The 22,760-nt window shown below is 64.6% G+C and carries 22 protein-coding genes; 17 read left to right on the forward strand and 5 right to left on the reverse strand.

Annotation, left to right across the window (positions count from 1 at the left end; all coding sequences use genetic code 11):
* The first annotated feature begins 88 nt into the window (after positions 1-88).
* From SFA35_RS13980 to SFA35_RS14015, 8 genes are all read left to right on the forward strand, one after another.
* Positions 89-811: an ABC transporter permease subunit gene (locus SFA35_RS13980; RefSeq protein ID WP_320571138.1), complete on the forward strand. Its 723-nt coding sequence runs from the start codon at positions 89-91 to the stop codon at positions 809-811.
* Positions 812-830: 19 nt separating this feature from the next.
* Positions 831-1,559 carry an ABC transporter permease subunit gene (locus SFA35_RS13985; RefSeq protein WP_320579032.1) on the forward strand — a complete coding sequence of 243 codons (729 nt, stop codon included), beginning with the start codon at positions 831-833 and terminating at the stop codon, positions 1,557-1,559.
* 47 nt (positions 1,560-1,606) lie between these two features.
* Positions 1,607-2,398, forward strand: coding sequence for an ABC transporter ATP-binding protein (locus tag SFA35_RS13990; RefSeq protein ID WP_320571139.1), 792 nt, complete (start codon positions 1,607-1,609; stop codon positions 2,396-2,398).
* 87 nt (positions 2,399-2,485) lie between these two features.
* Positions 2,486-3,268 (forward strand): class I SAM-dependent methyltransferase, encoded by a 783-nt coding sequence (locus SFA35_RS13995; protein ID WP_320571140.1) that lies wholly within the window; start codon positions 2,486-2,488, stop codon positions 3,266-3,268.
* A gap of 84 nt (positions 3,269-3,352) precedes the next feature.
* Positions 3,353-3,859: a DUF4142 domain-containing protein gene (locus SFA35_RS14000; RefSeq protein WP_320571141.1), complete on the forward strand. Its 507-nt coding sequence runs from the start codon at positions 3,353-3,355 to the stop codon at positions 3,857-3,859.
* 113 nt (positions 3,860-3,972) lie between these two features.
* The gene (locus tag SFA35_RS14005) at positions 3,973-4,398 is read left to right on the forward strand and encodes an Rrf2 family transcriptional regulator (protein WP_320571142.1); all 426 of its coding nucleotides are present in this window, start codon (positions 3,973-3,975) and stop codon (positions 4,396-4,398) included.
* Between the two features lie 70 nt (positions 4,399-4,468).
* Entirely contained in the window at positions 4,469-5,215 is a 747-nt protein-coding gene (locus tag SFA35_RS14010) for a glucose 1-dehydrogenase (RefSeq protein WP_320571143.1), read from the forward strand.
* Between the two features lie 308 nt (positions 5,216-5,523).
* Entirely contained in the window at positions 5,524-7,383 is a 1,860-nt protein-coding gene (locus SFA35_RS14015; protein ID WP_320571144.1) for a PAS domain S-box protein, read from the forward strand.
* Between the two features lie 43 nt (positions 7,384-7,426).
* On the opposite strand, the gene SFA35_RS14020 is transcribed toward SFA35_RS14015, so the two are convergent.
* The 3 genes from SFA35_RS14020 to SFA35_RS14030 form a co-directional block, all read right to left on the reverse strand.
* Positions 7,427-7,957 carry a DNA starvation/stationary phase protection protein gene (locus SFA35_RS14020; RefSeq protein ID WP_320571145.1) on the reverse strand — a complete coding sequence of 177 codons (531 nt, stop codon included), beginning with the start codon at positions 7,955-7,957 and terminating at the stop codon, positions 7,427-7,429.
* 183 nt (positions 7,958-8,140) lie between these two features.
* Positions 8,141-9,778 carry a malate dehydrogenase (quinone) gene (gene mqo, locus SFA35_RS14025; RefSeq protein WP_320571146.1) on the reverse strand — a complete coding sequence of 546 codons (1,638 nt, stop codon included), beginning with the start codon at positions 9,776-9,778 and terminating at the stop codon, positions 8,141-8,143.
* A 228-nt stretch (positions 9,779-10,006) separates the two neighbouring features.
* Complete coding sequence (locus tag SFA35_RS14030) at positions 10,007-10,903, reverse strand: carbohydrate kinase (RefSeq protein ID WP_320571147.1); 897 nt, start codon at positions 10,901-10,903, stop codon at positions 10,007-10,009.
* A 276-nt stretch (positions 10,904-11,179) separates the two neighbouring features.
* Here SFA35_RS14030 and SFA35_RS14035 point away from each other — a divergent pair, with 276 nt between their 5' ends.
* The 8 genes from SFA35_RS14035 to SFA35_RS14070 all read left to right on the forward strand — a co-directional run bounded on the left by SFA35_RS14035 (position 11,180) and on the right by SFA35_RS14070 (position 19,422).
* Complete coding sequence (locus tag SFA35_RS14035) at positions 11,180-12,604, forward strand: sugar porter family MFS transporter (RefSeq protein ID WP_414058400.1); 1,425 nt, start codon at positions 11,180-11,182, stop codon at positions 12,602-12,604.
* Between the two features lie 401 nt (positions 12,605-13,005).
* Complete coding sequence (msuE, locus tag SFA35_RS14040) at positions 13,006-13,569, forward strand: FMN reductase (protein WP_320571148.1); 564 nt, start codon at positions 13,006-13,008, stop codon at positions 13,567-13,569.
* Positions 13,570-13,578: 9 nt separating this feature from the next.
* On the forward strand, positions 13,579-14,784 hold the full coding sequence (locus SFA35_RS14045; RefSeq protein ID WP_320571149.1) for an acyl-CoA dehydrogenase family protein: 1,206 nt from the start codon (positions 13,579-13,581) through the stop codon (positions 14,782-14,784).
* A gap of 9 nt (positions 14,785-14,793) precedes the next feature.
* Positions 14,794-15,894 carry a sigma-54 dependent transcriptional regulator gene (locus SFA35_RS14050; RefSeq protein WP_320571150.1) on the forward strand — a complete coding sequence of 367 codons (1,101 nt, stop codon included), beginning with the start codon at positions 14,794-14,796 and terminating at the stop codon, positions 15,892-15,894.
* Between the two features lie 121 nt (positions 15,895-16,015).
* Complete coding sequence (locus tag SFA35_RS14055) at positions 16,016-16,915, forward strand: SDR family oxidoreductase (RefSeq protein WP_320571151.1); 900 nt, start codon at positions 16,016-16,018, stop codon at positions 16,913-16,915.
* Between the two features lie 18 nt (positions 16,916-16,933).
* Positions 16,934-17,704, forward strand: a complete 771-nt coding sequence (locus tag SFA35_RS14060; RefSeq protein WP_320571152.1) for an alpha/beta hydrolase — start codon at positions 16,934-16,936, stop codon at positions 17,702-17,704.
* A 45-nt stretch (positions 17,705-17,749) separates the two neighbouring features.
* Positions 17,750-18,547, forward strand: a complete 798-nt coding sequence (locus tag SFA35_RS14065) for an SDR family NAD(P)-dependent oxidoreductase (RefSeq protein WP_320571153.1) — start codon at positions 17,750-17,752, stop codon at positions 18,545-18,547.
* 293 nt (positions 18,548-18,840) lie between these two features.
* Positions 18,841-19,422 (forward strand): hypothetical protein, encoded by a 582-nt coding sequence (locus tag SFA35_RS14070; RefSeq protein WP_320571154.1) that lies wholly within the window; start codon positions 18,841-18,843, stop codon positions 19,420-19,422.
* Positions 19,423-19,452: 30 nt separating this feature from the next.
* On the opposite strand, the gene SFA35_RS14075 is transcribed toward SFA35_RS14070, so the two are convergent.
* On the reverse strand, positions 19,453-20,199 hold the full coding sequence (locus SFA35_RS14075; protein ID WP_320571155.1) for a response regulator transcription factor: 747 nt from the start codon (positions 20,197-20,199) through the stop codon (positions 19,453-19,455).
* Positions 20,199-21,461: an ATP-binding protein gene (locus SFA35_RS14080; protein ID WP_320571156.1), complete on the reverse strand. Its 1,263-nt coding sequence runs from the start codon at positions 21,459-21,461 to the stop codon at positions 20,199-20,201. The genes SFA35_RS14075 and SFA35_RS14080 overlap by 1 nt, the downstream gene beginning before the upstream one ends.
* Positions 21,462-21,705: 244 nt before the next feature.
* Here SFA35_RS14080 and SFA35_RS14085 point away from each other — a divergent pair, with 244 nt between their 5' ends.
* The gene (locus tag SFA35_RS14085) at positions 21,706-22,722 is read left to right on the forward strand and encodes a substrate-binding domain-containing protein (RefSeq protein WP_320571157.1); all 1,017 of its coding nucleotides are present in this window, start codon (positions 21,706-21,708) and stop codon (positions 22,720-22,722) included.
* The last annotated feature ends 38 nt before the right edge of the window (positions 22,723-22,760 follow it).

Genomic DNA, 22,760 nt, shown 5'->3' on the forward strand with positions numbered 1-22,760 from the left:
TGCATGACCAGGCTTGCCAGGGAAGCGGTCCGCCGTTTCCCTGGCCAGCGCTGGCCTGCCGAGACAAGCCATCACGAAGGGCTGCCCCATGAATATCCTGCAATTACTCAGTTTCGGCGACACCGGTTGGGGCCTGGCCTTGCTCAAGGCCACCGGCATGACCCTGGTGCTGACACTCGCCGCGCTGCTGGTCGGCGCCGTGTTCGGCAGCCTGGTAGCCACCGCCAAACTCTCTCGCCAACGCAGCCTGCGCGCGCTGGGCGACCTCTATTCGATCCTGTTCCGCGGCATTCCGGAATTGCTGATCATCTACCTGTTCTATTTCGGCGGCGCCAGTGTGGTGTCGGCAGTCGGCCACTGGTTCGGCGCCGAGGGCTACATCGACGTGCCGCCGTTTCTGGTCGGCGCCATCGCCGTCGGGCTGATCAGCGGCTCCTATCAGGCCGAAGTGTTTCGCGGGGCCTTTCTCGCGGTGAACAAGGGCGAGCTGGAAGCGGCGCTGGCCATCGGCATGCCGCGCGCCTTGCGCGTGCGCCGGGTGCTGATCCCGCAGATTCTGCGCTATGCCCTGCCGGGGCTGGGCAACGTCATGCAGATGAGCCTCAAGGACTCGGCACTGATCTCGGTGATCGGCCTGGTGGAGCTGATGCGCGCCAGCCAGGTGGCGGCCGGTTCAACGCGTCAGTATTTCACTTTCTATATCGTTGGCGGCCTGCTGTACCTGGCGCTGACCGGCTTGTCCGGGCGCCTGTTCAATCTTGCCGAAGCGCGTGTGCAACGCACGCAGCGGCGCAACCCCAGCCGCTCGTGACCCGGGAGTCTCTGCCATGATCATCGATTTCGCCTTTCTGGGTGACACCCTGCTCAAGCTGCTTGGCGCCCTGCCCACGACCTTGACGCTGTTCTTCGGCTCGTTGCTGCTGGGCCTGCTGCTGTCGCTGGGAGTCGTCGCCATGCGCGTCAGCCGCTGGCCGCTGCTCAGCTACCCGGCGCGCTTTTACATCATGTTGTTCCGCGGCACGCCGCTGCTGGTGCAGATGTTCCTGATCTACTACGGCCTGGGACAGTTCCCGGTGATCCGCGACAGCTTCGCCTGGGTGGTGCTGCGCTCGCCCTACGGCTGCGCAATCGTGTCGCTGGCGCTGTGCACCGCCGGCTACACCGCCGAGATCATCCGCGGCGGCCTGCAAAGCGTACCCCATGGGCAGATCGAAGCCGGGCTGGCGATCGGCATGTCGCGCTGGGAGCTGCTGCGCCGGATCATCGCCCCGGTGACCCTGCGCCAGGCCCTGCCGGCCTATTCCACCGAAGCCATCCTGCTGGTCAAGTCCACTGCCCTGGCCAGCCTGGTCACGGTGTGGGACGTCACGGGCGTTGCCCAGCAGATCATCCAGCGTACCTATCGCACCATGGAAGTGTTCCTCTGCGCGGCACTGATCTACCTGGTGCTGAATTTTCTCATCGTGCGCGCCGTCGCCTGGCTCGAACACCGCCTTACGCCGCACCTGCGCGAGCGCCCGCTGAGCGCCCCGACGCAAGCGGTCGGCAGCGCGTCCTGACCGGGCAGCCCGCTGATTTTTTCGGCAACCACCGAACTGGAGCCAACATGAGCAACAACTCCCCCACCGCCCTGACGGTGAGCAATATCCACAAGTCCTTCGGCCACACCCACGTGCTCAAGGGCATCTCGCTGCAAGCGCACAAGGGTGACGTGATTTCCATCCTCGGCGCCAGCGGCTCGGGCAAGAGCACCTTCCTGCGCTGCATCAACCTGCTGGAGACCCCCGACGAGGGCAGCATCAGCCTGGATGGCGAAACCATCGAGATGAAGCGCCACCGCGACGGCCGCCTGCTGGCCGGCAACGCACGCCAGGTCGAGCGCATGCGCAGCCGCCTGGGCATGGTGTTCCAGAGTTTCAACCTCTGGTCGCACATGACCGTGCTGCAGAACGTCATCGAAGGGCCGCTGCGCGTGCTCAAGCGCCCACGCGCCGAGTGCATCGAAGAGGCCGAGCAGCTGCTGCACAAAGTCGGCCTGTACGAGCGCCGCGACTACTACCCGGCGCATCTGTCCGGCGGCCAGCAGCAGCGCGTGGCGATCGCCCGCGCCCTGGCCATGAACCCCCAGGTGATGCTGTTCGACGAGCCCACCTCGGCGCTGGACCCCGAACTGGTCGGCGAAGTGCTGCGGGTCATGCGCTCACTGGCCGAGGAAGGCCGGACCATGCTGGTGGTCACCCACGAGATGGGCTTTGCCCGCCACGTGTCCAACCGCGTGGTTTTCATGCAAGGCGGCCTGATCGATGCCCAGGGCACCCCGGCCGAACTGTTCGAGGGGCTGCCCAGCGAAGCCTTCCGCAAATTCGTCGGGGGCCATCAACAACGCAATGCCGAGTAGTTGCGCTACGCTTTGAGAAAGAACCTGAGCCGCCCCATTGCCTTGTTCCCATAACAACACTGCGGAGCCAAACCGCCGAGGGCCGTCATGAAAAGTCTCAAAGAGATGCTCAACCTTTCCGCCATCCCCGGTTACTTCAAGAGTGCCGACTCATTCGCCACGGGTCGGCCTGGCTACCCTGCCGAAGCCAATGACTGGCTGATCAAGGACCTGCAGCTCAAGCACCACAGCGTGGTGCTCGACCTGGGCGCCGGCACCGGCAAATTCACCCCGCGCCTGCTCGACATCGGCACCCATGTGATTGCCGTGGAGCCGGTGGAGCGGATGCGCGAGAAGTTCGCCGCGCGCTATCCCGAAATCCAGCTGCTGGACGGCACGGCCGACAACATTCCGCTCAAGAGCGGCAGCGTCGATGCGGTGGTCTGCGCGCATTCCTTCCACTGGTTCGCCACCCCCGAAGCGCTCGCCGAAATCCATCGGGTGCTCAAGCCCGGCGGACGCCTGGGCATGATCTGGAACCTGCGCGACGCCAGCGTCGACTGGGTCGGCAAGGTGGCCGACGTGGTCAGCGCGGTGGCCGGCGACAGCCCTCGCTATTACAGCCAGCAATGGCGCAACGTGTTTCCTTATTCGGGGTTCTCGCCGCTCAATGAACGGCACTTCCGCCACGCCCACACCGGCCTGCCGGAAGACGTGATCGTCAACCGGGTACGCTCCATCAGCTTCGTCGCCAACCTGCCGCCTGCCGAGCAGGAACGGGTGTTTGCCCAGGTGCGCGAGATCATCGCCAACCATCCGGAGCTGGCGGGCAAGGACAGCGTGTCGGTGCCCTACGACACTGTGGCGTTCCATACCGTAAAGATCCTCTGAAGCCCACGTGAATTAAATTTTCCTCAGTGCCCCACGGCGGGCGTGGCTTTCCCTAAACTGCGGGCAATCTTCAGAGGGAATCCCATGCCTGCACTTCGTAGCACTCCGTTGGCCCTGGCCTGCCTGTTGGGCCTGGCCGCTTTCACCAGCACCGGCGCGGCCCGAGCCGACGCCTTTTTCGATCAAGTGGCGGTGGCCAACGCCGCCGAGATCCAGGCGGCGCAGAACGCCCTGGCGAAAACCAGCTTCGACGATACCCGCACCTTCGCCCAGCGCCTGATCGACGACCACACCGCACTGGGCCAGCAACTGACTGCGCTGGCCGCGCAGCAGCACATCGATCTGCCCGACCAGGCCACCCTCGACGCCCGTGTGGCCAAGCTGCAGAGCGCTCCGGCCAAAGGCATGAGCTTCGATGCCGGCTACGCCGACGCCCAGGTCAAGGCCCATGAAGACGCCGTCAAGCTGTTCGAGAACGAGGTGCAGGCGGCCACGACTCCGGAGATCAAGGCCTTTGCCGAGCAGAACGCGCCGATGATGCAACATCACCTGCAAATGGCCAAGCGGCTGGCCAAGACCCATCGCAAGTGATCGGCTGAGCACAGCCTTGGCGTTGCGGGCAGGAGGCAAAGGCCTTCACCTGCCCGCAACCCGCTGCCCAGGCTCGAGTTGACAGATCTAATTGTGAGGTTTACTTTCACAATATGTCCCAGACCAATATCCAGTTTTCAGTCGCCTCGCACATCATGGCCTCCCTGGGCGTGATGCACCCTCAGCCGGTCCGCTCGGCCGAGCTGGCCGAGAGCGTCAACGCCGATCCCAGCTTCGTGCGCCGGGTGATTTCCAAGTTGGCCAAGGCCGGGCTGGTCTCCACTACCCGCGGCAAATCCGGTGCCTGTGCACTGGCCCGGGCGCCTGCCGAGATCACCCTGCTGGACGTCTACAAGGCCAGCCTGGCGCCCGAGTCCTTTGCCGTGCATGCCTACCCGGTGGCGCACAGCTGTCAGGTCAGCCGACATATCAAGGGCTGCCTGGGCGAGGTGCTCAAGCAGGCGCAGGATGCTTTCGAACAAGGTCTGGCGCAACAGTCGCTGGAGCGCATCGTGGCCAGCATCAAGACCGCTGGCTGAATTTTTTTTGCCTAAATTGTTGTTTTTGTTATCACAATTTACCCAACGCAACACTCACTCCGAGGTCTCCATGGCTCAGTTAGAAGGTAAAGTTGCACTCGTCACCGGCGCATCCAAAGGCATCGGCGCCGCCATTGCCAAGGCACTGGCCGCCGCAGGCGCGGCGGTGGTCGTCTCGTATTCCAGTGACCAGGCCGGCGCGCGGGCCGTGGTCGCCGCCATCGAGCAGGCCGGCGGCCGCGCCACCGCAACCGACGGCGATGTCGGCCAGGTGGCCGGCGCCGAGAAGTTGGTCAACACCGCCGTCCAGGCGTACGGGCGGCTGGATATTTTGGTCAACAACTCGGGCGTGTATGCCTTCGGGGCGATCGAGGAGATCACCCCCGAAGAATTCCATCGCCAGTTCAACACCAACGTGCTCGGCACCCTGCTGGTCACCCAGGCCGCCGCACGCCATCTGGGCGAGGGTGCCAGCGTGATCAATATCAGCTCCAGCATCACTTCGCTGCTGCCGCCCGGCAGCGCCGTCTACAGCGCCACCAAGGGTGCGGTGGATGCCATTACCGGGGTGCTGGCCAAGGAACTGGCGCCGCGCAAGATCCGCGTCAACGCCATTCTCCCGGGTTATACCGTCACCGAGGGCACTCACACCGGCGGCATCACCGGCTCGGAAATGGAACAGGGCATGATCGCCCAGACGCCACTGGGCCGTGCCGGCAAACCCGAGGACATCGCCGACGTGGCGCTGTTTCTGGCCAGTGATGCAGCGCGCTGGCTGACCGGCGAACATCTGGTGGCCTCCGGCGGCCTGCGCTGAGCCCCAGGCGGTCGGTGTCGCACTCGCACACCGGCCGCCCCCCCTCCCCTGATTGATTTGCCCCCTGCGCCTAAAGTCGCCCCTCCTGCCGCCGATAGCCTCGCATGGTCCGGGCTCTCCACGCCTTTTGCATGGCGCTGCGAGCCGAGCGGACGATTCACGTATTGAGCCGGGTATAGGGTTCAATAAGATGATGCAAAATATTGCAGCGTGGTCGTAGAATCCGACTGAACGCCTCGGGTGCGCGCCTCGTGCGCTGACCCGCAGGCTCCGTTGGGCAGCCCGCCTTCAATGCGCAGAGAGTCGACATGCTGATCGCACCCCATCCTGCCAACGAACAAGCCCGGTTGCGCGTCCTGCGCCGGCTGAACGTGCTCGACACCCCTGCCGAGGAAGTCTTCGACCGCATCACCCGGGTCGTCGCCGAGATGCTGCACCTGCCCATTGCCCTGGTGTCGCTGGTGGACGAGAACCGCCAGTGGTTCAAGTCCAAGGTCGGCCTGGACGCCTGCGAGACCAGCCGTGACATCGCGTTCTGCGCCCACGCTCTGCACGTGCCGGACATTTTCGTGATCGAGGACGCCGGTGCCGACCCGCGATTTGCCGACAACCCACTGGTTACCGGGCCACTGCATATCCGCTTCTATGCCGGTGTGCCGCTGCGCACCGACGACGGCCTGGTGCTCGGCACACTGTGCGCCATCGACACCCAGCCGCGCCAATTGAGCGCCAGCGCCCAGGCGGCGCTCAAGGATCTGGCCGCCATCGTCCAGCACGAACTGATGCAGCGGGCGGTCAATCGTGACCTGCACACCGTGTGGCAGGACGAACGCCAGGCGCGCTCGCTGAGCGAGCTGCGCTTTGCCGCGATCTTCCAGCAGACACCCACCGGCACGGCCGTGGTGACCCTGGACGGCGAATTCCATGCCGTGAACCCCAAGCTGTGCAGCATCACTGGCTATACCAGTGACGAGCTGACCCACCGCCATTTCGCCGAGATCACCCACCCCGATGACCTGGCGGCCGACCTGGAGCATGTCGGCGAGCTGCTCGCCGGCCGGGTCGACAGCTACGCCATGGAAAAACGCTACATCCACAAGGATGGCTCGCCGGTGTGGGTGGAGATCAACGTCGCCCTGGTGCGCAAGGAAGACGGCTCGCCCGATCACTTCATCGCCGTGGTGCTCGACATCAGCGAACGCAAGCACAACCAGGCCCTGCTCCAGCGCCATCAGCAGGAGCTCGAGAGCACGGTACGCCAGCGCACCCAGCAGCTGAGCCGCAGCCGCGAGACCCTGCAGGTGATCACCGACAACCTGCCGGTGCTGATCGCCCAGGTCGATCGGGAGTTGCGCTATCAGTTCAACAACGACATGTACCGGCAGATCTTCGGCGTCGACCCGGCCAGCCTGCGCGGCAAATCCATGGCCGAGATCCTCCAGCCGGAGCTGTTCGCCGAGTTGCAGCCCTACTTCCAGCGCGCGCTGGCGGGCGAACGGGTGACCTGCGAACACGTGCGCTATGGCCTGGCAAAAGACCGGGTATGGAGCGCCACTTATATTCCCGAGGTGCGCGGCGGCCAGGTGGTGGGCTTCTTCGTGATGTCCCAGGACGTCACCGAGCGCACTCACATTGAACGCATGCTGCAGGACAAGGCGATGCGCGACCCGCTCACCGACCTGCCCAACCGCCGCGCGTTGCACGAACACCTGCAATTGCTCGGACGCCTGGGCAACCGCCCAGCGTTTGCCTTGTTTTTCATGGACCTGGACGGCTTCAAGGCAGTCAACGACGGTCATGGCCACGAAGCTGGCGACGACTTGCTGCGCCAGGTGGCGGCACGCCTGAAGGGCGCCACGCGCAAGGACGACTTCGTCTGCCGGCTGGCCGGTGACGAGTTTGTGGTGGTGGCTGCGGGCGTGGCCTGCCACGACACGGCGCAGCGTATCGCCGCCGATTTCTGCACCGCGCTCAATACCCCGTTCGTGGTCAATTTCAACAGCGTGCGCATCGGCGTCAGCCTGGGCATCACATTGAGCCCCGAAGGCAGCGGACTGGCCGCCGAAGCGGTGATCAGTCGCGCCGACGGCGCCATGTACGAGGCCAAGCGGCGCGGGCGCAACGGCTACTGGTTCGCCCCGGAGCAAGGGGCCGTGCAGCAGGCATGAAAAAGCCCGCTCAAGGCGGGCTTTTTCAAGTGCGGCGCAACGCTTATTTGCTGACGGTCTGGCCGAGGAACCAGGCGCGTTCTTCGGCCTGGTCGACCCATTCTTCCAGCAAGCTGGTGGTCGAGATGTCGTTGGCTTCGTCGGTCACGGTATGCGTAGTGCGCATGTACGCGGCCAGCGCCTGGTTGTCATCGTGCAGCTCGGTGAGCATCTGCTCGGCGCTGAGGTCAGTGGCGTCGCTTTCGGTCAGGCGCTTGAGCTGCACCATCTGCTCCAGCGAACGCACGGTCGGCTGACCGATCTTGCGCGCACGCTCGGCGATCAGGTCGGTGATCGCGTACAACTGAGCGGCCTGCTCGTCCAGCAGCAGGTGGTAGTCGCGAAAGTGCGTACCCTTCATGTGCCAGTGGTAATTCTTGGTCTTGATGTACAGCGCGAACACATCGGACAGCAGGACGGCGAGTTGCTTGCCGACCTCGGCCTGGTTCGAAATGCGTGCATCTTCGCCCTTCTCGGCCTTGTCCTTGACGCTGGATACGGCTTTGAGCTCTTGCTTGGCATTGGCTACAGACATGCTGATTCTCCGTTAGCAGGGTTAGGACGTGATCTGTACGGCGTAGATCATCGTAGTCTGTGTAATCGACCTGTGCCTGCGGCGAATCGTTCAAACCGCTCGTAGGAGAGCGTACGCGAGAGGATGAAGCAATGGGGGTACGCGGGAGGAGGCTCGGCCCCCTCCCGCGCTGGACGCGGCTTTTTACAAGGCCATGTCGCGAGCTGGCGCCGAATCGGCAGTGACCGGCGGCTTGGGTGGTGCGCCTGGGGTCATGTCGATGGCGGGCGGCGGATCGAGCTGCAGCACCTGGCTGGTGTAGGTCCACTCCTGCATCACGCGCTCGGGCGAGCCGTTGAGCTGGGTGCCGTAGCTTGGCACGATCTGATGCAGTTTTTCCTGCCAGGCCGCAGTCGCCACCTTGTCCTTGAAGACCTTCTCCAGCACGTTGAGCATGATCGGCGCGGCGGTCGAGGCGCCTGGCGAGGCGCCCAGCAGGCCGGCGATGCTGCCGTCCTGGGAGGCCACGATCTCGGTGCCCAGCTTGAGCACGCCGCCCTTGTCGGCGTCACGCTTGATGATCTGCACGCGCTGGCCGGCCTGCCAGAGTCTCCAGTCTTCCTTCTTCGCGTGAGGGAAGTACTCCTTCAAGGCGTTGAAGCGGTCGTCGTCCGACAGCATCAGCTGGCCGGCGAGGTATTCGACCAGCGGGTACTGTTCGATACCGACCTTGGTCATCGGCCAGACGTTGTGCGGCGTGGTGGTCTTGAGCAGGTCCAGGTAGGAACCCTGCTTGAGGAACTTGGTGGAGAAGGTGGCGAATGGGCCAAACAGGATCACCCGCTTGCCGTCCAGTACGCGGGTGTCCAGGTGCGGCACCGACATCGGTGGTGCGCCCACCGAGGCGATACCGTAGGCCTTGGCCAGGTGCTGCTCGGTGATCGCCGGGTTATCGGTGACCAGGAACGAGCCGCCCACCGGGAAGCCGGCGTATTCCTTGGCTTCCGGGATGCCGGACTTCTGCAGCAGGCGCAGCGCGCCGCCACCTGCACCGATGAAGACGAACTTGGCGTCGGTGGCGGTTTCGCTGCCGTCCTTGAGGTTCTTGTAGGTCACGTGCCACGAACCGTCTTCGTTGCGCGTGATCTCTTCGACTTCGCTGGACAGGTTCAAGGCGAAGTTGGACTGCGCCTGCAGGTGCGCGACGAACTGGCGGGTAATCTCGCCGAAGTTGACGTCGGTGCCGATCGGCGTCCAGGTAGCAGCGACCTTCTGGTTCGGGTCGCGGCCTTCCATCATGATCGGCACCCACTTCTTGATCTGCGCCGGGTCTTCGGAGTACTGCATCGGGCGGAACAGGGGGCTGGCCTGCAGCGCCTCATAGCGCTTCTTCAGGTACTTGATGTTGTCGTCGCCCCACAGGAAGCTCATGTGCGGGGTCGAATTGATGAACGAGTGCGGGTTCTTCAGCACGTCGTTGCGCACCTGCCAGGACCAGAACTGGCGGGAGATCTGGAAGGCTTCGTTGATTTCGATCGCCTTGGCGATCTGCACCTTGCCGTCTTTGTCTTGCGGGGTGTAGTTGAGCTCGGCCAGGGCCGAGTGCCCGGTACCGGCGTTGTTCCAGCCATTGGAGCTTTCTTCGGCAACACCGTCCAGGCGCTCGACCATCTGCATCGACCAGTTGGGCTCCAGCTCTTGCAGCCAGATGCCCAGGGTCGCGCTCATGATCCCGCCGCCGACCAGCAACACGTCGACCTTCTTGGTTTCAGCACCTTGCGAATGAGCAGCGCTGACCGCCAGAGCGAGCCCCAACAGCGCTGTGTTCAACTTCTTCAACATTGGTTTTTCCCAGGATTAACGTCATTAACATGTCTTTCCCGAGCTGATCTTTTATAGGTCGTTGTCTTCAGCTGCCGAGCGACACAATACTGCCCGGCAAGGACTGCTGCCGTGCCGAAGAATCAGGTTGTCGTACAACCTGAACAATTTGTCATGCGGCATTATGCCATGGGACAGCGTGCCGCACGACCCTGGGATGAACCGTTTAAGCTGAAAAGTATCAACCGCTTATCCGGCCAGCAAAGCCTCCACTTCAGCCCTTTGCGCAGCATAGGCCCCTGCCTGGCGGCACGAGGCCGAAGCACAGGCAGCCGCAAAACGCAGGCGCTCGGTGTAGTCCTCGATACCCACGTAGCGCGAGGCCAGCCAGCCGGCCATGGAGGCATCGCCGGCGCCCACAGTGTCGACCACCTGGACCTTGATCGCCGGTTGCTCGTACAGGCCGTCGGTGGTGTACAGGGCCAGCCCGTGCTCGCCACGGGTGAACAGAATCAGCGCAGCGGGGTTCAGTTCGCGCAACGCCTGCAAGGCCTGGCGCTCGTCGAGGCCGGGGTAGATCTGGCGCAGGTCCTCGTCCGAGAGCTTGATCTCGTCGGCCAGGGCGACCATCTCCGGGAACACCTGGTCGCGATAGTGGCGGCCCATCAGGTTGCGCCAGTTGGGGTCATAGCTGATGCGCTTGCCGGCCGCGCGGACCTGCCGGGCCTGCTCGACCAGCACGCTGCCAAGCGGCTCGCGGGCCAGGCTGATGCAGCTGAAATGGCACAGCTCTGCGGCGTCCAGCCAACCGGCGGGCAGCAGGGCCGGGTCGAAGCGCAGGTCGGCTTCACCGGCGAAGAAATAGCGCGGCGGAAACTTGGATGGCACGATCGCCACCAACGGGTCGGCGTCGACCCGCTGGATGAAGGCTGCGGGCAGGCCGGCCCTGGCCGACTCGCGGGCCAGCTCTTCGCCCAGCCCATCGGTGCTGATGGCGCCGGCGAACGCGCTGTCGACACCCAAGCGGCTCAAGCCGCGGGCGACGTTCCAGGGTGCGCCTCCGGGATAACCCTGCCACTGCCCGGGCTCTCCCTGCACCACATCGGTCAGGGCTTCGCCGAACACCACCACGCGCGGTAATTGCATATCTCTGTCCTTAATCTGGCCGCCAGGGCGGCTTCAACCCATGTCGGCGCTCACCTTACTTGCATCGGGGGTGCCGCCACCAGCCTTGGCTTGACCACCCGCCGGTACTTTTTTGACCTGCACAGAGATTCGCCAGGAGTATGGCAATTTGCCGCACTTACGGAACTCCCGCCCACCACCGCCCCCTAAACCCTCGACCCAGAGCCATTGCACAGTACCGCGCCGTTTGGCCGGGGCTGGATCTGCCCTACTCGATTGACCACAGGATTGTCGTACATGCCTTCTCCCATAGCCTCCGCAGCGCCATTAGGTCGGGGGGCGAAAGACAAGTCGCCCGGCCGGCTGATCTTCATCTCGGTGCTCGTCGCCACCATGGGCGCCCTGGCCTTCGGCTATGACACCGGCATCATCGCTGGCGCCCTGCCCTTCATGACCCTGCCCGCTGACCAGGGCGGCCTGGGCCTCAACGCCGTCAGCGAGGGCATGATCACTGCCGCGCTGATCGTCGGCGCAGCCTTTGGCTCACTGGCCAGTGGCTACCTGTCCGACCGCTTCGGTCGCCGCCTGACCCTGCGCCTGCTTTCGCTGCTGTTCATCGCCGGCGCCATCGGCACGGCCACGGCCCCTTCGATCACCCTGATGGTCGTGGCCCGCTTCATCCTCGGCATCGCCGTGGGCGGCGGTTCGGCCACGGTGCCGGTGTTCATCGGCGAGATCGCCGGGCCCAAACGGCGCGCGCCGCTGGTCAGCCGCAACGAGTTGATGATCGTCAGCGGGCAGTTGCTGGCGTATGTCCTGAGTGCATTGATGGCCGCCCTGCTGCACAGCAACGGCATCTGGCGCTACATGCTGGCGATCGCGGCGGTGCCTGGCGTGCTGCTGCTGGTGGGTACGTTCTTCGTGCCCGCATCGCCGCGTTGGCTGGCCCACCGTGGGCGCTTCGACGAGGCTCGCGAAGTCCTCGAACGGCTGCGCGACAGCCCCGAAGATGCCAAGCGCGAAGTGGACGAGATGAAGGCACAGGACGCACAGGCGAAGAAATCCCGGGTACCGGCCCGCGAACTGCTGCGCCAGGGCTGGGTGCTCAAACTGTTGCTGATCGGCATCGGCCTGGGCTTCACCGCCCAGTTCACCGGCGTCAACGCCTTCATGTACTACACCCCGATCATCCTCAAGCACACCGGCATGGGCACCAACGCGGCGTTGACCGCGACCATCGGCAACGGTGTGGTCTCGGTCATCGCCACCCTGCTGGGTATCTGGGCCATTGCCCGCTACGGCCGGCGCAGCCTGTTGATGACCGGCTTGACCGTGGTGGTGCTGGCGCAGCTGGCGCTGGGCAGCGTGCTGCTGCTGATGCCGCAGAACCTGACCCAGAGTTACGCCGCCCTGGGCTGCATCCTGGTGTTCCTGCTGTTCATGCAGATGTGCATCGCCCCGGTGTACTGGCTGTTGATGTCCGAACTGTTCCCCATGCAAGTGCGCGGTCTGTTGACCGGCACCGCCGTGTCGATGCAGTGGATCTTCAACGCCACCGTGGCCTTCGCCTTCCCCTTGACCCTGGAAGCGCTGGGCAACTCGACCTTCTATATCTTCGCGGCGATCAACGTCGGCTCATTGCTGTTCGTGTACTTCTGCCTGCCGGAGACCCGCGGCAAGTCGCTGGAGCAGATCGAGAAACACATGAAGAAGGAGCTGTGAACCGACTGATGTCCGGGCACGGCTGAAACCGGCCTGGCGAACTCTCAGGCGCTTGCGCGGCGCCTGAGAGTTCGCTTCCCACGAACCGATTTTTCCACAAGCGAAAAGCAAAGCTGCGCAAAGGTCGCACAGACAGATCCAGACGCGCGAATATACTAATAACCAATTAGTATTTATATTGACCCCCTTATTCCTTCTATGCTGATCCCAGCGTCCAGGCACTGTTGGTCAGGCAACTGTTGCTCCAGCAACAGCCCTCACACAAACACCTGCCCAGGCAACACCGGCATCCGCCATCGCTGGGACCGGGCCCTCCAAATAGGGACCTGCCAGCCTGGTACAGCTTTTGCTCCGAGGCTTTGCCGCTTCAGCATTCGCTGAGTCATCTCAAGGAATCGAACATGTCCACTGCTCTCAACGTCGTCGCCGTTTCCGGTGGCGCCTATCGCCCCTCTCGTACCCTGGTGCTGGCCCAGGCGCTGCTCGCCGAGCTGGGCGAACACCTGAACATCAACCCCCAGGTCATCGAACTGGGCGACATTGCCCGGCCCTTGGGCGGCGCGCTGTCGCGCCAGGAATTGCCCGCCGAAGTGGAAGCGCAACTGCAGGCGATCGAAGCGGCCGACCTGCTGATCGTTGCCACGCCGGTGTATCGCGGCTCCTACCCGGGGCTGCTCAAGCACCTGTTCGACCTGGTCGATATCAACGGCCTGATCGACACCCCGGTGCTGCTGGCGGCCACCGGGGGCAGCGACCGTCACGCGCTGGTCCTGGACCACCAGCTGCGGCCGCTGTTCAGCTTCTTCCAGGCCTTGACCCTGCCCATTGGCGTGTACGCCAGCGAGGGCGACTTCACCCAGTACCAGGTCAGCAGCGAGCTGCTGAAGGCGCGCATCCGCCTGGCGGCAGAACGCGCCGCGCCCCTGTTCGGCGACTACTCCCGGTTGCAGCGCAAGCGCGCCTGAGGAGTGGGCATGGACGCGACTGATCTGTTCCCGGGGCGGGGCAACCCCCAGGCCCGCGACCACCTGGAGATCGCCCGCAGCCTGGCTGCCGATTTTGCCCGTACCGCCGTCGAGCGTGACCGCCGCGGCGGCACCCCCAAGGCCGAACGCGATGCCCTGCGCGCCAGCGGTCTGCTGGGCCTGAGCATTCCGCGCGAGTACGGCGGGCTGGGGGCCAGCTGGCAGGAAACCTTCGAAGTGGTCGGCGAATTCGCCAAGGTCGACAGCTCCATCGCCCACGTGTTCGGCTTCCATCATCTGATGTTGGCCACCGTGCGGCTGTTCGCCCGCCCCGAACAATGGCAACCCTGGTTCGAACAGACCGCCCGCAACAACTGGTTCTGGGGCAACGCCCTGAACCCACTGGACACCCGCACCCTGGTGCGCCGGCACGAAGGATGGCGCGAATTCTCCGGCAAGAAGAGCTTTTGCTCAGGGGCCCGCGACTCGCAGATGCTGATTGCCTCGGCCGTCGACGAAGAAGCTGGCGGCAAGTTGTTGATCGCCGCCATTCCCAGTGGCCGCAGCGGCATTACCCTGCACGATGACTGGGACAACATGGGCCAGCGCCAGACCGACAGCGGCAGTGCCAGCTTCGAACGGGTGCGCGTCGAGGAGAGCGAACTGCTGCTCGACCCGGGCCCGCTGAGCACCCCGTTCGCCTGCCTGCGGCCATTGATCGCACAACTGAACTTCGCCTGCATCTTCCATGGCATCGCCCAAGGCGCCTTCGAAGAGGCGCGGCAGTACACCCGCCGCGAGAGCCGTTCATGGTTCAAGTCGGTGGCCCGGCAGAGCGATCAGGACCCCTATGTGCTGGGGCATTACGGCGAATTCTGGGTCAGCCTGGAAAGCACCCGGCTGCTGCTCGACAACGCTGCACGGCTGCTCGACCAGGCCTGGCGCCAGGACGCGCGACTGACCGAACAAGAGCGCGGCCGGGTCGCCGTGGCGATTGCCACAGCCAAAGTGCAGGCCACCCGCAGTGGCCTGGATCTGTGCAGCCGGTTGTTCGAGGTCACCGGCGCCCGCGCCACCCAGTCTTCGGTGGGCCTGGACCGCCACTGGCGCAACCTGCGCACGCAAAGCCTGCACGACCCGGTGGACTACAAGCTTCACGAACTGGGGGACTGGGCACTGAACCGGACCCTGCCCATCCCCACCTTCTACTCATAGTGAATGCCCATGCAGCTCGTCACCCTACCACCGTCACCCGCCCTTGCCACCTCGATCCGTGCCACCGCGCAGGTGTTCGAAGACCCCAAGTCGCAAGCCCTCCTCGCTCACCTGGAGCAGGTCGCGCCCAGCGAAGCCAGCGTGCTGATCATCGGTGAGACCGGCACCGGCAAGGAGCTGATCGCTCGCCACATCCACAACCTCAGCGCGCGGCGCAACCGGCCATTCCTGGCGGTCAACTGCGGGGCGTTTTCCGAATCACTGGTGGAGGCCGAGCTGTTCGGCCACGAGAAAGGCGCCTTCACCGGCGCACTCGGGGCCAAGGCCGGCTGGTTCGAAGAGGCTGACGGCGGCACCTTGTTTCTCGACGAGATCGGCGACCTGCCGATGGCCATCCAGGTCAAGCTGCTGCGGGTGCTGCAGGAGCGCGAAGTGGTGCGCCTGGGGTCTCGCAAGAGCATCCCGATCAATGTCCGGGTGCTGGCCGCGACCAACGTGCAGCTGGAGCGCGCCATCAACGCCGGGCATTTTCGCGAGGACCTGTACTACCGGCTTGACGTCGTCAGCCTGGAACTCAGCCCATTGCGCGAGCGGCCTGGCGACATCCTGCCGTTGACCCGGCACTTCATTTCCACCTACACCCAGCGCCTGGGCTACGGTGAGGTCAGCATCGCTCCGGACGCTGAACGCAAGCTGCGCAGCCACGCCTGGCCGGGCAACATCCGCGAGCTGGAAAACGTCATTCACCACACGCTGCTGATCTGCCGCGACGGCGTGATTCGTGCCGACGACCTGCGCATGTCGAACCTGCGCATCGAGCGCCAGGAGGACAACCACAGCGCCGACGACAGCGCCGAGGCCTTGCTGGCGCGGGCTTTCCACAAGCTCTTCGAAGAACAGGCCGGGGCGCTGCACGAGAAGGTCGAAGACGCCTTGCTCCGCGCGGCCTATCACTTCAGCCACTACAACCAGGTGCACACCGCCAAGCTGCTCGGCCTGACTCGCAACGTGACCCGCACCCGGCTGATCAAGATCGGCGAGCTGGCGGTCAACAAACGCCGGCCGATGGAGGATGTGCAGGGCGAGCGGTTGTTGCAGCTGTCGATCTGAAAGGTCTGCGACAAAGACTCACAGGACGGCGGTTTTTTCGGTCGCGGACAAAAAGAAGGAACGTTTCACCTGGCTGCTGCCTCCCAATTAGGACCCATCCATCCTGAAAGGAGCAGCCGACATGGCGACCGAAAACCAATACGCAATGCAGAACCCGCTGACCCAGTACCCTCAGCCAGAATTCCCCAAGCAACCGCAGAACGCTCCCGGCAGCGTGCATGAGCTGCAGCCCAAGGCCGACCATGGCGAGACCAGCTACAAGGGCTTCGGCCGCCTGGCCGGGCGCAAGGCGCTGATCACCGGCGCCGACTCCGGCATCGGCCGCGCCGCCGCCATCGCCTATGCCCGCGAGGGCGCCGACATCGCCCTGAACTACCTGCCGTCCGAGCAGGCCGATGCCGACGAGGTCATCGCCCTGATCGAGGCCGAAGGCCGCAAAGCCATTGCCATCCCCGGCGACATCACCAGCGAAGCCTTTTGCCAGGAACTGGTGCGCAAGGCCGCCGAAGGCCTGGGTGGCCTGGACATCGTCGCCAACGTGGCCGGCAAGCAGACCGCGCAAAAAGACATTGCCGACCTGAGCACCGAACAATTCGAAGCGACTTTCCGTACCAACGTGTTCGCCCTGTTCTGGATCTGCAAGGCCGCCCTGCCGCTGCTGCCAGCAGGGGCTACGATCATCAACACGGCCTCGATCCAGGCCTACCAGCCCTCGGAAACGCTGCTGGACTATGCACCGACCAAGTCGGCCATCGTTGCCTTCACCAAAGCCTTCTCCAAACAGGTGATCGGCAAGGGCATCCGCGTCAACGCCGTCGCCCCAGGTCCTTTCTGGACTCCACTGCAACCCAGCGGTGGTCAACCGCAGGAGAAGATCCCGGCGTTCGGTTCGGAGACTCCGATGGGTCGCCCAGGTCAACCGGCAGAATGCGCGCCGATCTATGTGCTGCTGGCCAGCCAGGAGTCGAGCTACATCACCGGCGAAGTGTTCGGCGTCACTGGCGGCAACACGCTGCCCTGACCTCAGCGGGATTCTCTGATGCTACCCAATAGCAAAGCAGGTCAAGGCACGCCGACCTTCGTGTTGATGCACTTTCTCGGCGGGTCGCACCATACCTGGTACCCGACGGTGCCGTGGCTGGATGCCAGCCACGCCTGTGTAGCGCTGGACACGCCGGGCTTTGGCGACGCCGCCGATATCGATGGCTATAGCGTCAGCGCCATGGCCGACCATGTCGACGCGACGATCCGCGCGCTGGGCCTGACCCAGTGTGTGCTGGTGGGGCATTCGATGACCGGCAAGGTCGCCGTGGTGCTCGCGGCGCGGCGCCCCGATTACCTGGCCGGACTCATCCTGGTGGCGCCTTCGCCGCCAGGCCCGCAGCCAATGACGCCAGTGCAGCGCGAGCAACAGCTGGCCTATGGCGCCACTCGCGCCGAGGCCGAGGCGTTCATCGACGACTCCAGCGCTCATCGGTTGCCTGATGCAGTGCGCGAGGTCGCCATCAAGGATGCCCAGCGGGTCAACCTCGACGCCTGGCGCGCCTGGGTCGAGCATGGCAGCCGCGAAGACTGGAGTGAGCGGCTCGGCCAGCTCGACTATCCGCTGCTGCTGGTGTGCGGCGGCGATGATCAGCAGGTGCCGGGCCCCGCTGCCCAAAGGCGGACAACGCTGACCCACTTCAGCCAGGGCGAGTTGCAGATCATACCCGGGGCCGGGCACCTGATGCCGATGCAGACGCCCCAGGCGTTGGCGCAACTGATGTTGGAGTTCGCCGCGAAGCATTGGGGCAGTGCCGCCCAGCCTTGACCCTTCACTCATTCATCACTTTTGAAGATCACCAGCGAGGACTTTATGGACTTGGGAATCAAAGGGCGTGTCGCCCTCATCACCGGTGCCAGCGGCGGTATGGGCCTGGCCACGGCCAAGCTGCTGAGCGAAGAAGGCGTGTTGCTGGTGCTCAGCGACATGGACCAACAACAGCTGGAAAAGGCCTGCGCCGAACTGCCGGGCAAACCGCTGCTGGTGGCCGCCGACATGACCCGGCAGGATCAGGTCGACAATCTGATCAAACAAGGCGAAGCCACCTTCGGCAAAGTCGACATCGTGGTCCACACTGCCGGCGTGACCGGCGCCAAAGGTGATCCGCTGGAGCTCAGCGACGAGGATTACCTGGAAGCCTACAACACCGATTTTTTCTCCTCGGTGCGTGTGGCGCGGGCGGCCATCCCGAACATGCGCAAGCGCGGCTGGGGCCGCTTCGTCTGCATCACCTCGGAAAACGCCGTGCAGCCCTACTGGGAGGAAGCGGTGTACAACGTGGCCAAGGCTGCCTTGGCCGCGTTCATCAAGAACCTCTCCTACAAGGAGGCCGCCCACGGCGTGCTGTGCAATACCGTGGCGCCAGCGTTCATTGCCTCGGCCATGACCGACGGCATGATGAAAAAGCGCGCCGAAGAACTCGGTGTCTCGTTCGATGAAGCGATCAAGAGCTTCCTCGACGAGGAACGCCCGGGCATCGTGCAGAAGCGCCGTGGCACCGTCGAGGAAGTGGCCGCCGCCATCGCCCTGCTGGTGTCCGAGCGCGGCTCGTTCATCAACGGCAGCAATATCCGTGTCGACGGCGGTTCCGTGCAGGCCGTGCAGAACTGACCGTTGCGGGTCACCCCCGGCCGTCCGTGCGGCCGAGGGCGCCCGCTTTCAGACCTTCATTCCGACCCCCCGCAGACCCTTTATCCAGAGAAGTTCCGTACCGATCGTCAGGCAATAAAAGGAAATGTCAGGTGCTCCCTTGTGCGGGCGGCAGTAGGATCCTAAAGTGCAGAGGCTTTGCTACGAAGCCGGTTCGGCCAGCCATTACCGTGAGGGCCAAAGCCACTCCTGTTGCCGGTTTGTGCACAAGCAGTCCAAGTCGTACGGCCTCGCCTCCCTTGAAGGAACGACCTATGGATTACCTCATTTTCTGCGTTTGCCTGGGCCTTTTGTTCGCCGTTGGCCTCTACCTCAACCGCTACCGCCAGCACCCCGCCACTGGCGACTCTCACCCCGAGCTCAAGGTCAATGTCTCGCTGTCCCGTGTGGCTTGTGCCGGACAGCGTGATTACCTGTGCGCCCAGGTCAGCCTGCACGACAGCTCCACCGACCGGCTCTGGCTGCGGGATGTCAGCGTGCGGCTGATGCCTATTGCGGGCAATATCCTGCCGGTAGAACAGCACATGGCGCTTGACACCTATCACCTGGACCATGAACACGCCGCACTGCTCGGCGGCCCACAGCTGGTGGCATTGCAGCAGGCCGAGCCGGTGCTGACGTTGATTGCCGGCGACCAGGCGCTGTTCGCTCACCCGCTGAGCCTGCAGAGCGACCAGCCGGTGCTGGTCGAGGTGATGGTCATGGGTGTGGCGCTGCTCACCGGGCAGTCGGCACGCTGGACCTCGGCGCTGATGCTTGCGCCCGATTCGGCACGCCCGGCGCTGCTGCGGCCCTTCGCCGGCCGCGGCAAGCGGGTCGCGCAAGCGCTGTTCTGACAGACCCTCACCAGCGCTGCGCGCCCTCCCTCAGCCCCGCGTCGCCGCCAGGTGACGCGGGTCGCGCAACCACTCCTGCAGTTCACTTTCCGCCTGCTCCAGCGCCGTGCGGTTGAGCACCTTGCGCAACAGCGCGACGTTGACCGCGCGCGAGCGCAGATTGAACGCGCAACCGCCATCGCCACCGGTATCGGCCTGATACACGCCCAGTTTTTCATACAGCTGCTGCAGGCGATTCTGCACGCTGCGCAACGACAGGTTGCGGCGCTGGGCAATGGTCCGGTCGGTCAGCCCGAGGGCGATGTCCTGCAGCACCTCGTACTCGGTGTCGGACAGCCCCAGCAGATGATCCTGGGCCTTCTGCTGCACGCCGCGGATCTCGCGGTCGATCACGCATTGCTGCTCGATGAACAGGCTGCGCAGGGCCAGGCGCAGGCGTTCCTCGGAGGCGGTCTTGAGGATGTAGCCATAGGCCGCACCCTCCGGGACGATACGCGAGATGCCCCGCACATAGGCCTCGTCGGCATAGTTGGACCAGAACAGGATCGAGGTGTCCGGGCGTTCCTTCCAGATCGTGCGCGCCGCCTCGACCCCGGTGCGCCGGGGCATCTGCAGGTCCATCACCAACGACGCGACCTGGTGTTCGTGGGCCAGCCGCTCGCCGCTCAGGCCGTCTTCGGCCTCCAGCAGGCGCGAGCATTCGGGCAACGCCTGCTCGATCACTTCCTTGAGAAAGACCCGGTGCACCGGATCGTCTTCCACCAGCAAAACGTCCATCATGCCTCCTTGGCCAAAGCACTGTTGATCGGCATCATCGGCAGCGGCAGGCTGACGTGTACCTGGGTGCCCCTGCCATCCGGTCCCCGATCGATGCGCAGGTGGGCGCCAAGCAACTGCGCACGCACCTGCATGTTCTGGATGCCGCCGCTGTCCTGCGGCTGCTCGTCGAGCACGCCGAGGCCATCGTCGATGATGGTCAGCGCCAACTGCCCGAGGTGACAGCTCAGGTGCACGTCGATCGACTGCGGACTGGCGTGCTTGATCGCGTTGTTGACCGCCTCCTGGACAATCCGGAACAGCGCGATCTTCTGCGGCTCGGCCAGTTCGTTGGCGGCGCCGTCGGTGCTGTCGCTCAGGCGCGTGGCAATCTGCAGGCCGCTGTCACGCACACTGCGCAGCAGCAGGTCCTCCAGGCCCTCCTCGAAACCGAACAGCTGCAACACCGTGGGTTTCACCGCATCGATGATGCCCCGCAGTTCCTGCATGCTTTCCTGCAGCGCCTGGCTGATCGGCCGCAGCTCGGCGCCGGCCAGGCTGCCCTGCAGTTGCAGGCGGCCCAGGCGTCGATGCAGGCGGGTCATGTCGGCAAGCGTCTGGTCGTGCAGGTCCATGCCGATGCGCTGGCGTTCGTTTTCCAGCTCCTCGGTCAGGCGCAGCGCGCCCAGCCGCAAGCCTTCTTCGCGGGCACGGATCTGCGCCTGGGCGATCTCCAGTTTTTTCGCCTGGTCGGTCTGGCGCAATGCGTACAGGTAGGACGCCAGCAGGTCGGCGACATGCTGGGTGTGACGCACATCGTCCTCGGTGTAGAAGCAGGCCGAATGCTTGGAGCAGCTCAGCGCGCCGATGATCTCGCCCTGGGCGCGCAGCGGTACGTGCAGGCGGCTGCGCAGGTTGGCGTCGAAGATCGGGTGGTTGAAGGCGCCGGGAAACTGGAAGCGCGGATCAAGGGTCGCGTCATCGCTGAGCAGGTACGGCACCTCGCCCAGCAGCAAGGTGCGGATCGGGCTCTCGACGATCGGCAGCGGGTGGTAGACGAAATCGCCCCAGGCCGTGTGCACGCCGCTTTCGTAGGCCTGCAGGTGGTTTTCGCCGTCGAGCAGCAGCAGGCTCACGTCGAGGTGGTCATGGGGCAGGATAAAACGGATTTCCTCGGAGACGGCGTCGATCATCGACTGGAAATCCAGCTGGCCGGCCAGCGCTCTGGAGATACCGAGAAAGTGGTGCAGCACGCTCTCGGCCTGGATCAGGGGTCGTTGCACGATGGTGTCCGCGATTTGTTGTTGTGCCGTTGAAGATACGCGCTCCAGCCACAATTGCCATGCCGCTGGGCGCAGTGTGCAGGAATTCGCCAGGGCGCTGCGGGATCCCGCAGGCGATCTGCGCCGAACGCCCAAGACGGCAGTGCTTGTGCGGCGCATGCTGGCCACTCATGCCGTACGGCTGGCTGCCCGCATCTGGCGCGCCGACCGATTGAACGCCCACAACAATAAAAAGGGATCTGTCATGAATCGTCGCCCATTGCGTCGCGCTCTCCTCTCGACCGTCATTGTGCTCTGCCCCCTGCTCCAGGCGCACGCCGCCACCGCCGACAAGACCATCGCCCTGTCCAACAACTACGCCGGCAACGCCTGGCGCCAGAACATGCTGACCAGCTGGCAGCAGACCACCGACAACGCCGTCAAGACCGGCATCATCGCCGGTGCCGACTCGTTCACCACCGGGGAAAACCAGGCCACCGAACAAGCTGCGCAGATCCAGAACCTGATCCTGCAGGGCTACAGCGCCATCGTCATCGATGCCGCCTCGCCCACCGCGCTCAACGGTGCGGTGAAACAGGCCTGCGATGCCGGCATCGTCGTGGTGTCGTTCGACGGCGTGGTCACCGAGCCGTGCGCCTACCGCATTTCCATGGACTTCAAGCAGAGCGGCGTGGACCAGATGGACTACCTCGCCCAGCGCTTTCCCAATGGCGCCAATGTGTTGGAGGTGCGCGGCCTGGCCGGGGTCTCGGTGGACGAGCTGATCCATTCGGGCATCGACGCCGGGGCGAAGAAGCACCCGAACCTGAAGATCGTCGGCTCGGTCAACGGCAACTGGTCGCAGACCGCTGCGCAGAAAGCCGTGGCCGGGGTGCTGCCGAGCCTGCCGAAGATCGACGCGGTGGTGACCCAAGGCGACGACGGCTACGGCGCAGCCCAGGCCTTTGCGGCGGCGGGCCGGCCGACGCCGACCATCATCTTCGGCAACCGCGAGGAGGAGCTGTCCTGGTGGAAAAAGCAGAAGGACGCCAATGGCTACCAGAGTTTTTCCATCTCCAGCGCGCCCAGCATCTCCAGCCTGGCCTTCTGGGTCGCCCAGCAGCTGCTCGATGGCAAGCAGATGCCCCATGACCTGGTATCACCGGCCGTCAGCGTGACCCAGGACAGCCTCGAGTCTTCGCTCAAGGGCGTGGAAAAAGGCGGCATCGTCAGCCAGGTGTACAGCGTCGACGACGTCGCCAAGTTGTCCGCCGCGCGCTGACCCCACCCCCTCACCGCAGCCGCGCCGTGCCTGGGGCA

It is taken from the genome of Pseudomonas sp. HR96 (genome assembly GCF_034059295.1).
GTDB lineage: Bacteria > Pseudomonadota > Gammaproteobacteria > Pseudomonadales > Pseudomonadaceae > Aquipseudomonas.

Coding starts and splice junctions, on each gene's coding strand:
- SFA35_RS13980 (WP_320571138.1), top strand. CDS start 89: ATGAATATCCTGCAATTACTCAGTTTCGGCGACACCGGTTGGGGCCTG.
- SFA35_RS13990 (WP_320571139.1), top strand. CDS start 1,607: ATGAGCAACAACTCCCCCACCGCCCTGACGGTGAGCAATATCCACAAG.
- SFA35_RS13995 (WP_320571140.1), top strand. CDS start 2,486: ATGAAAAGTCTCAAAGAGATGCTCAACCTTTCCGCCATCCCCGGTTAC.
- SFA35_RS14000 (WP_320571141.1), top strand. CDS start 3,353: ATGCCTGCACTTCGTAGCACTCCGTTGGCCCTGGCCTGCCTGTTGGGC.
- SFA35_RS14005 (WP_320571142.1), top strand. CDS start 3,973: ATGTCCCAGACCAATATCCAGTTTTCAGTCGCCTCGCACATCATGGCC.
- SFA35_RS14010 (WP_320571143.1), top strand. CDS start 4,469: ATGGCTCAGTTAGAAGGTAAAGTTGCACTCGTCACCGGCGCATCCAAA.
- SFA35_RS14015 (WP_320571144.1), top strand. CDS start 5,524: ATGCTGATCGCACCCCATCCTGCCAACGAACAAGCCCGGTTGCGCGTC.
- SFA35_RS14020 (WP_320571145.1), bottom strand. CDS start 7,957: ATGTCTGTAGCCAATGCCAAGCAAGAGCTCAAAGCCGTATCCAGCGTC.
- mqo (WP_320571146.1), bottom strand. CDS start 9,778: ATGTTGAAGAAGTTGAACACAGCGCTGTTGGGGCTCGCTCTGGCGGTC.
- SFA35_RS14030 (WP_320571147.1), bottom strand. CDS start 10,903: ATGCAATTACCGCGCGTGGTGGTGTTCGGCGAAGCCCTGACCGATGTG.
- SFA35_RS14035 (WP_414058400.1), top strand. CDS start 11,180: ATGCCTTCTCCCATAGCCTCCGCAGCGCCATTAGGTCGGGGGGCGAAA.
- msuE (WP_320571148.1), top strand. CDS start 13,006: ATGTCCACTGCTCTCAACGTCGTCGCCGTTTCCGGTGGCGCCTATCGC.
- SFA35_RS14045 (WP_320571149.1), top strand. CDS start 13,579: ATGGACGCGACTGATCTGTTCCCGGGGCGGGGCAACCCCCAGGCCCGC.
- SFA35_RS14050 (WP_320571150.1), top strand. CDS start 14,794: ATGCAGCTCGTCACCCTACCACCGTCACCCGCCCTTGCCACCTCGATC.
- SFA35_RS14055 (WP_320571151.1), top strand. CDS start 16,016: ATGGCGACCGAAAACCAATACGCAATGCAGAACCCGCTGACCCAGTAC.
- SFA35_RS14060 (WP_320571152.1), top strand. CDS start 16,934: ATGCTACCCAATAGCAAAGCAGGTCAAGGCACGCCGACCTTCGTGTTG.
- SFA35_RS14065 (WP_320571153.1), top strand. CDS start 17,750: ATGGACTTGGGAATCAAAGGGCGTGTCGCCCTCATCACCGGTGCCAGC.
- SFA35_RS14070 (WP_320571154.1), top strand. CDS start 18,841: ATGGATTACCTCATTTTCTGCGTTTGCCTGGGCCTTTTGTTCGCCGTT.
- SFA35_RS14075 (WP_320571155.1), bottom strand. CDS start 20,199: ATGGACGTTTTGCTGGTGGAAGACGATCCGGTGCACCGGGTCTTTCTC.
- SFA35_RS14085 (WP_320571157.1), top strand. CDS start 21,706: ATGAATCGTCGCCCATTGCGTCGCGCTCTCCTCTCGACCGTCATTGTG.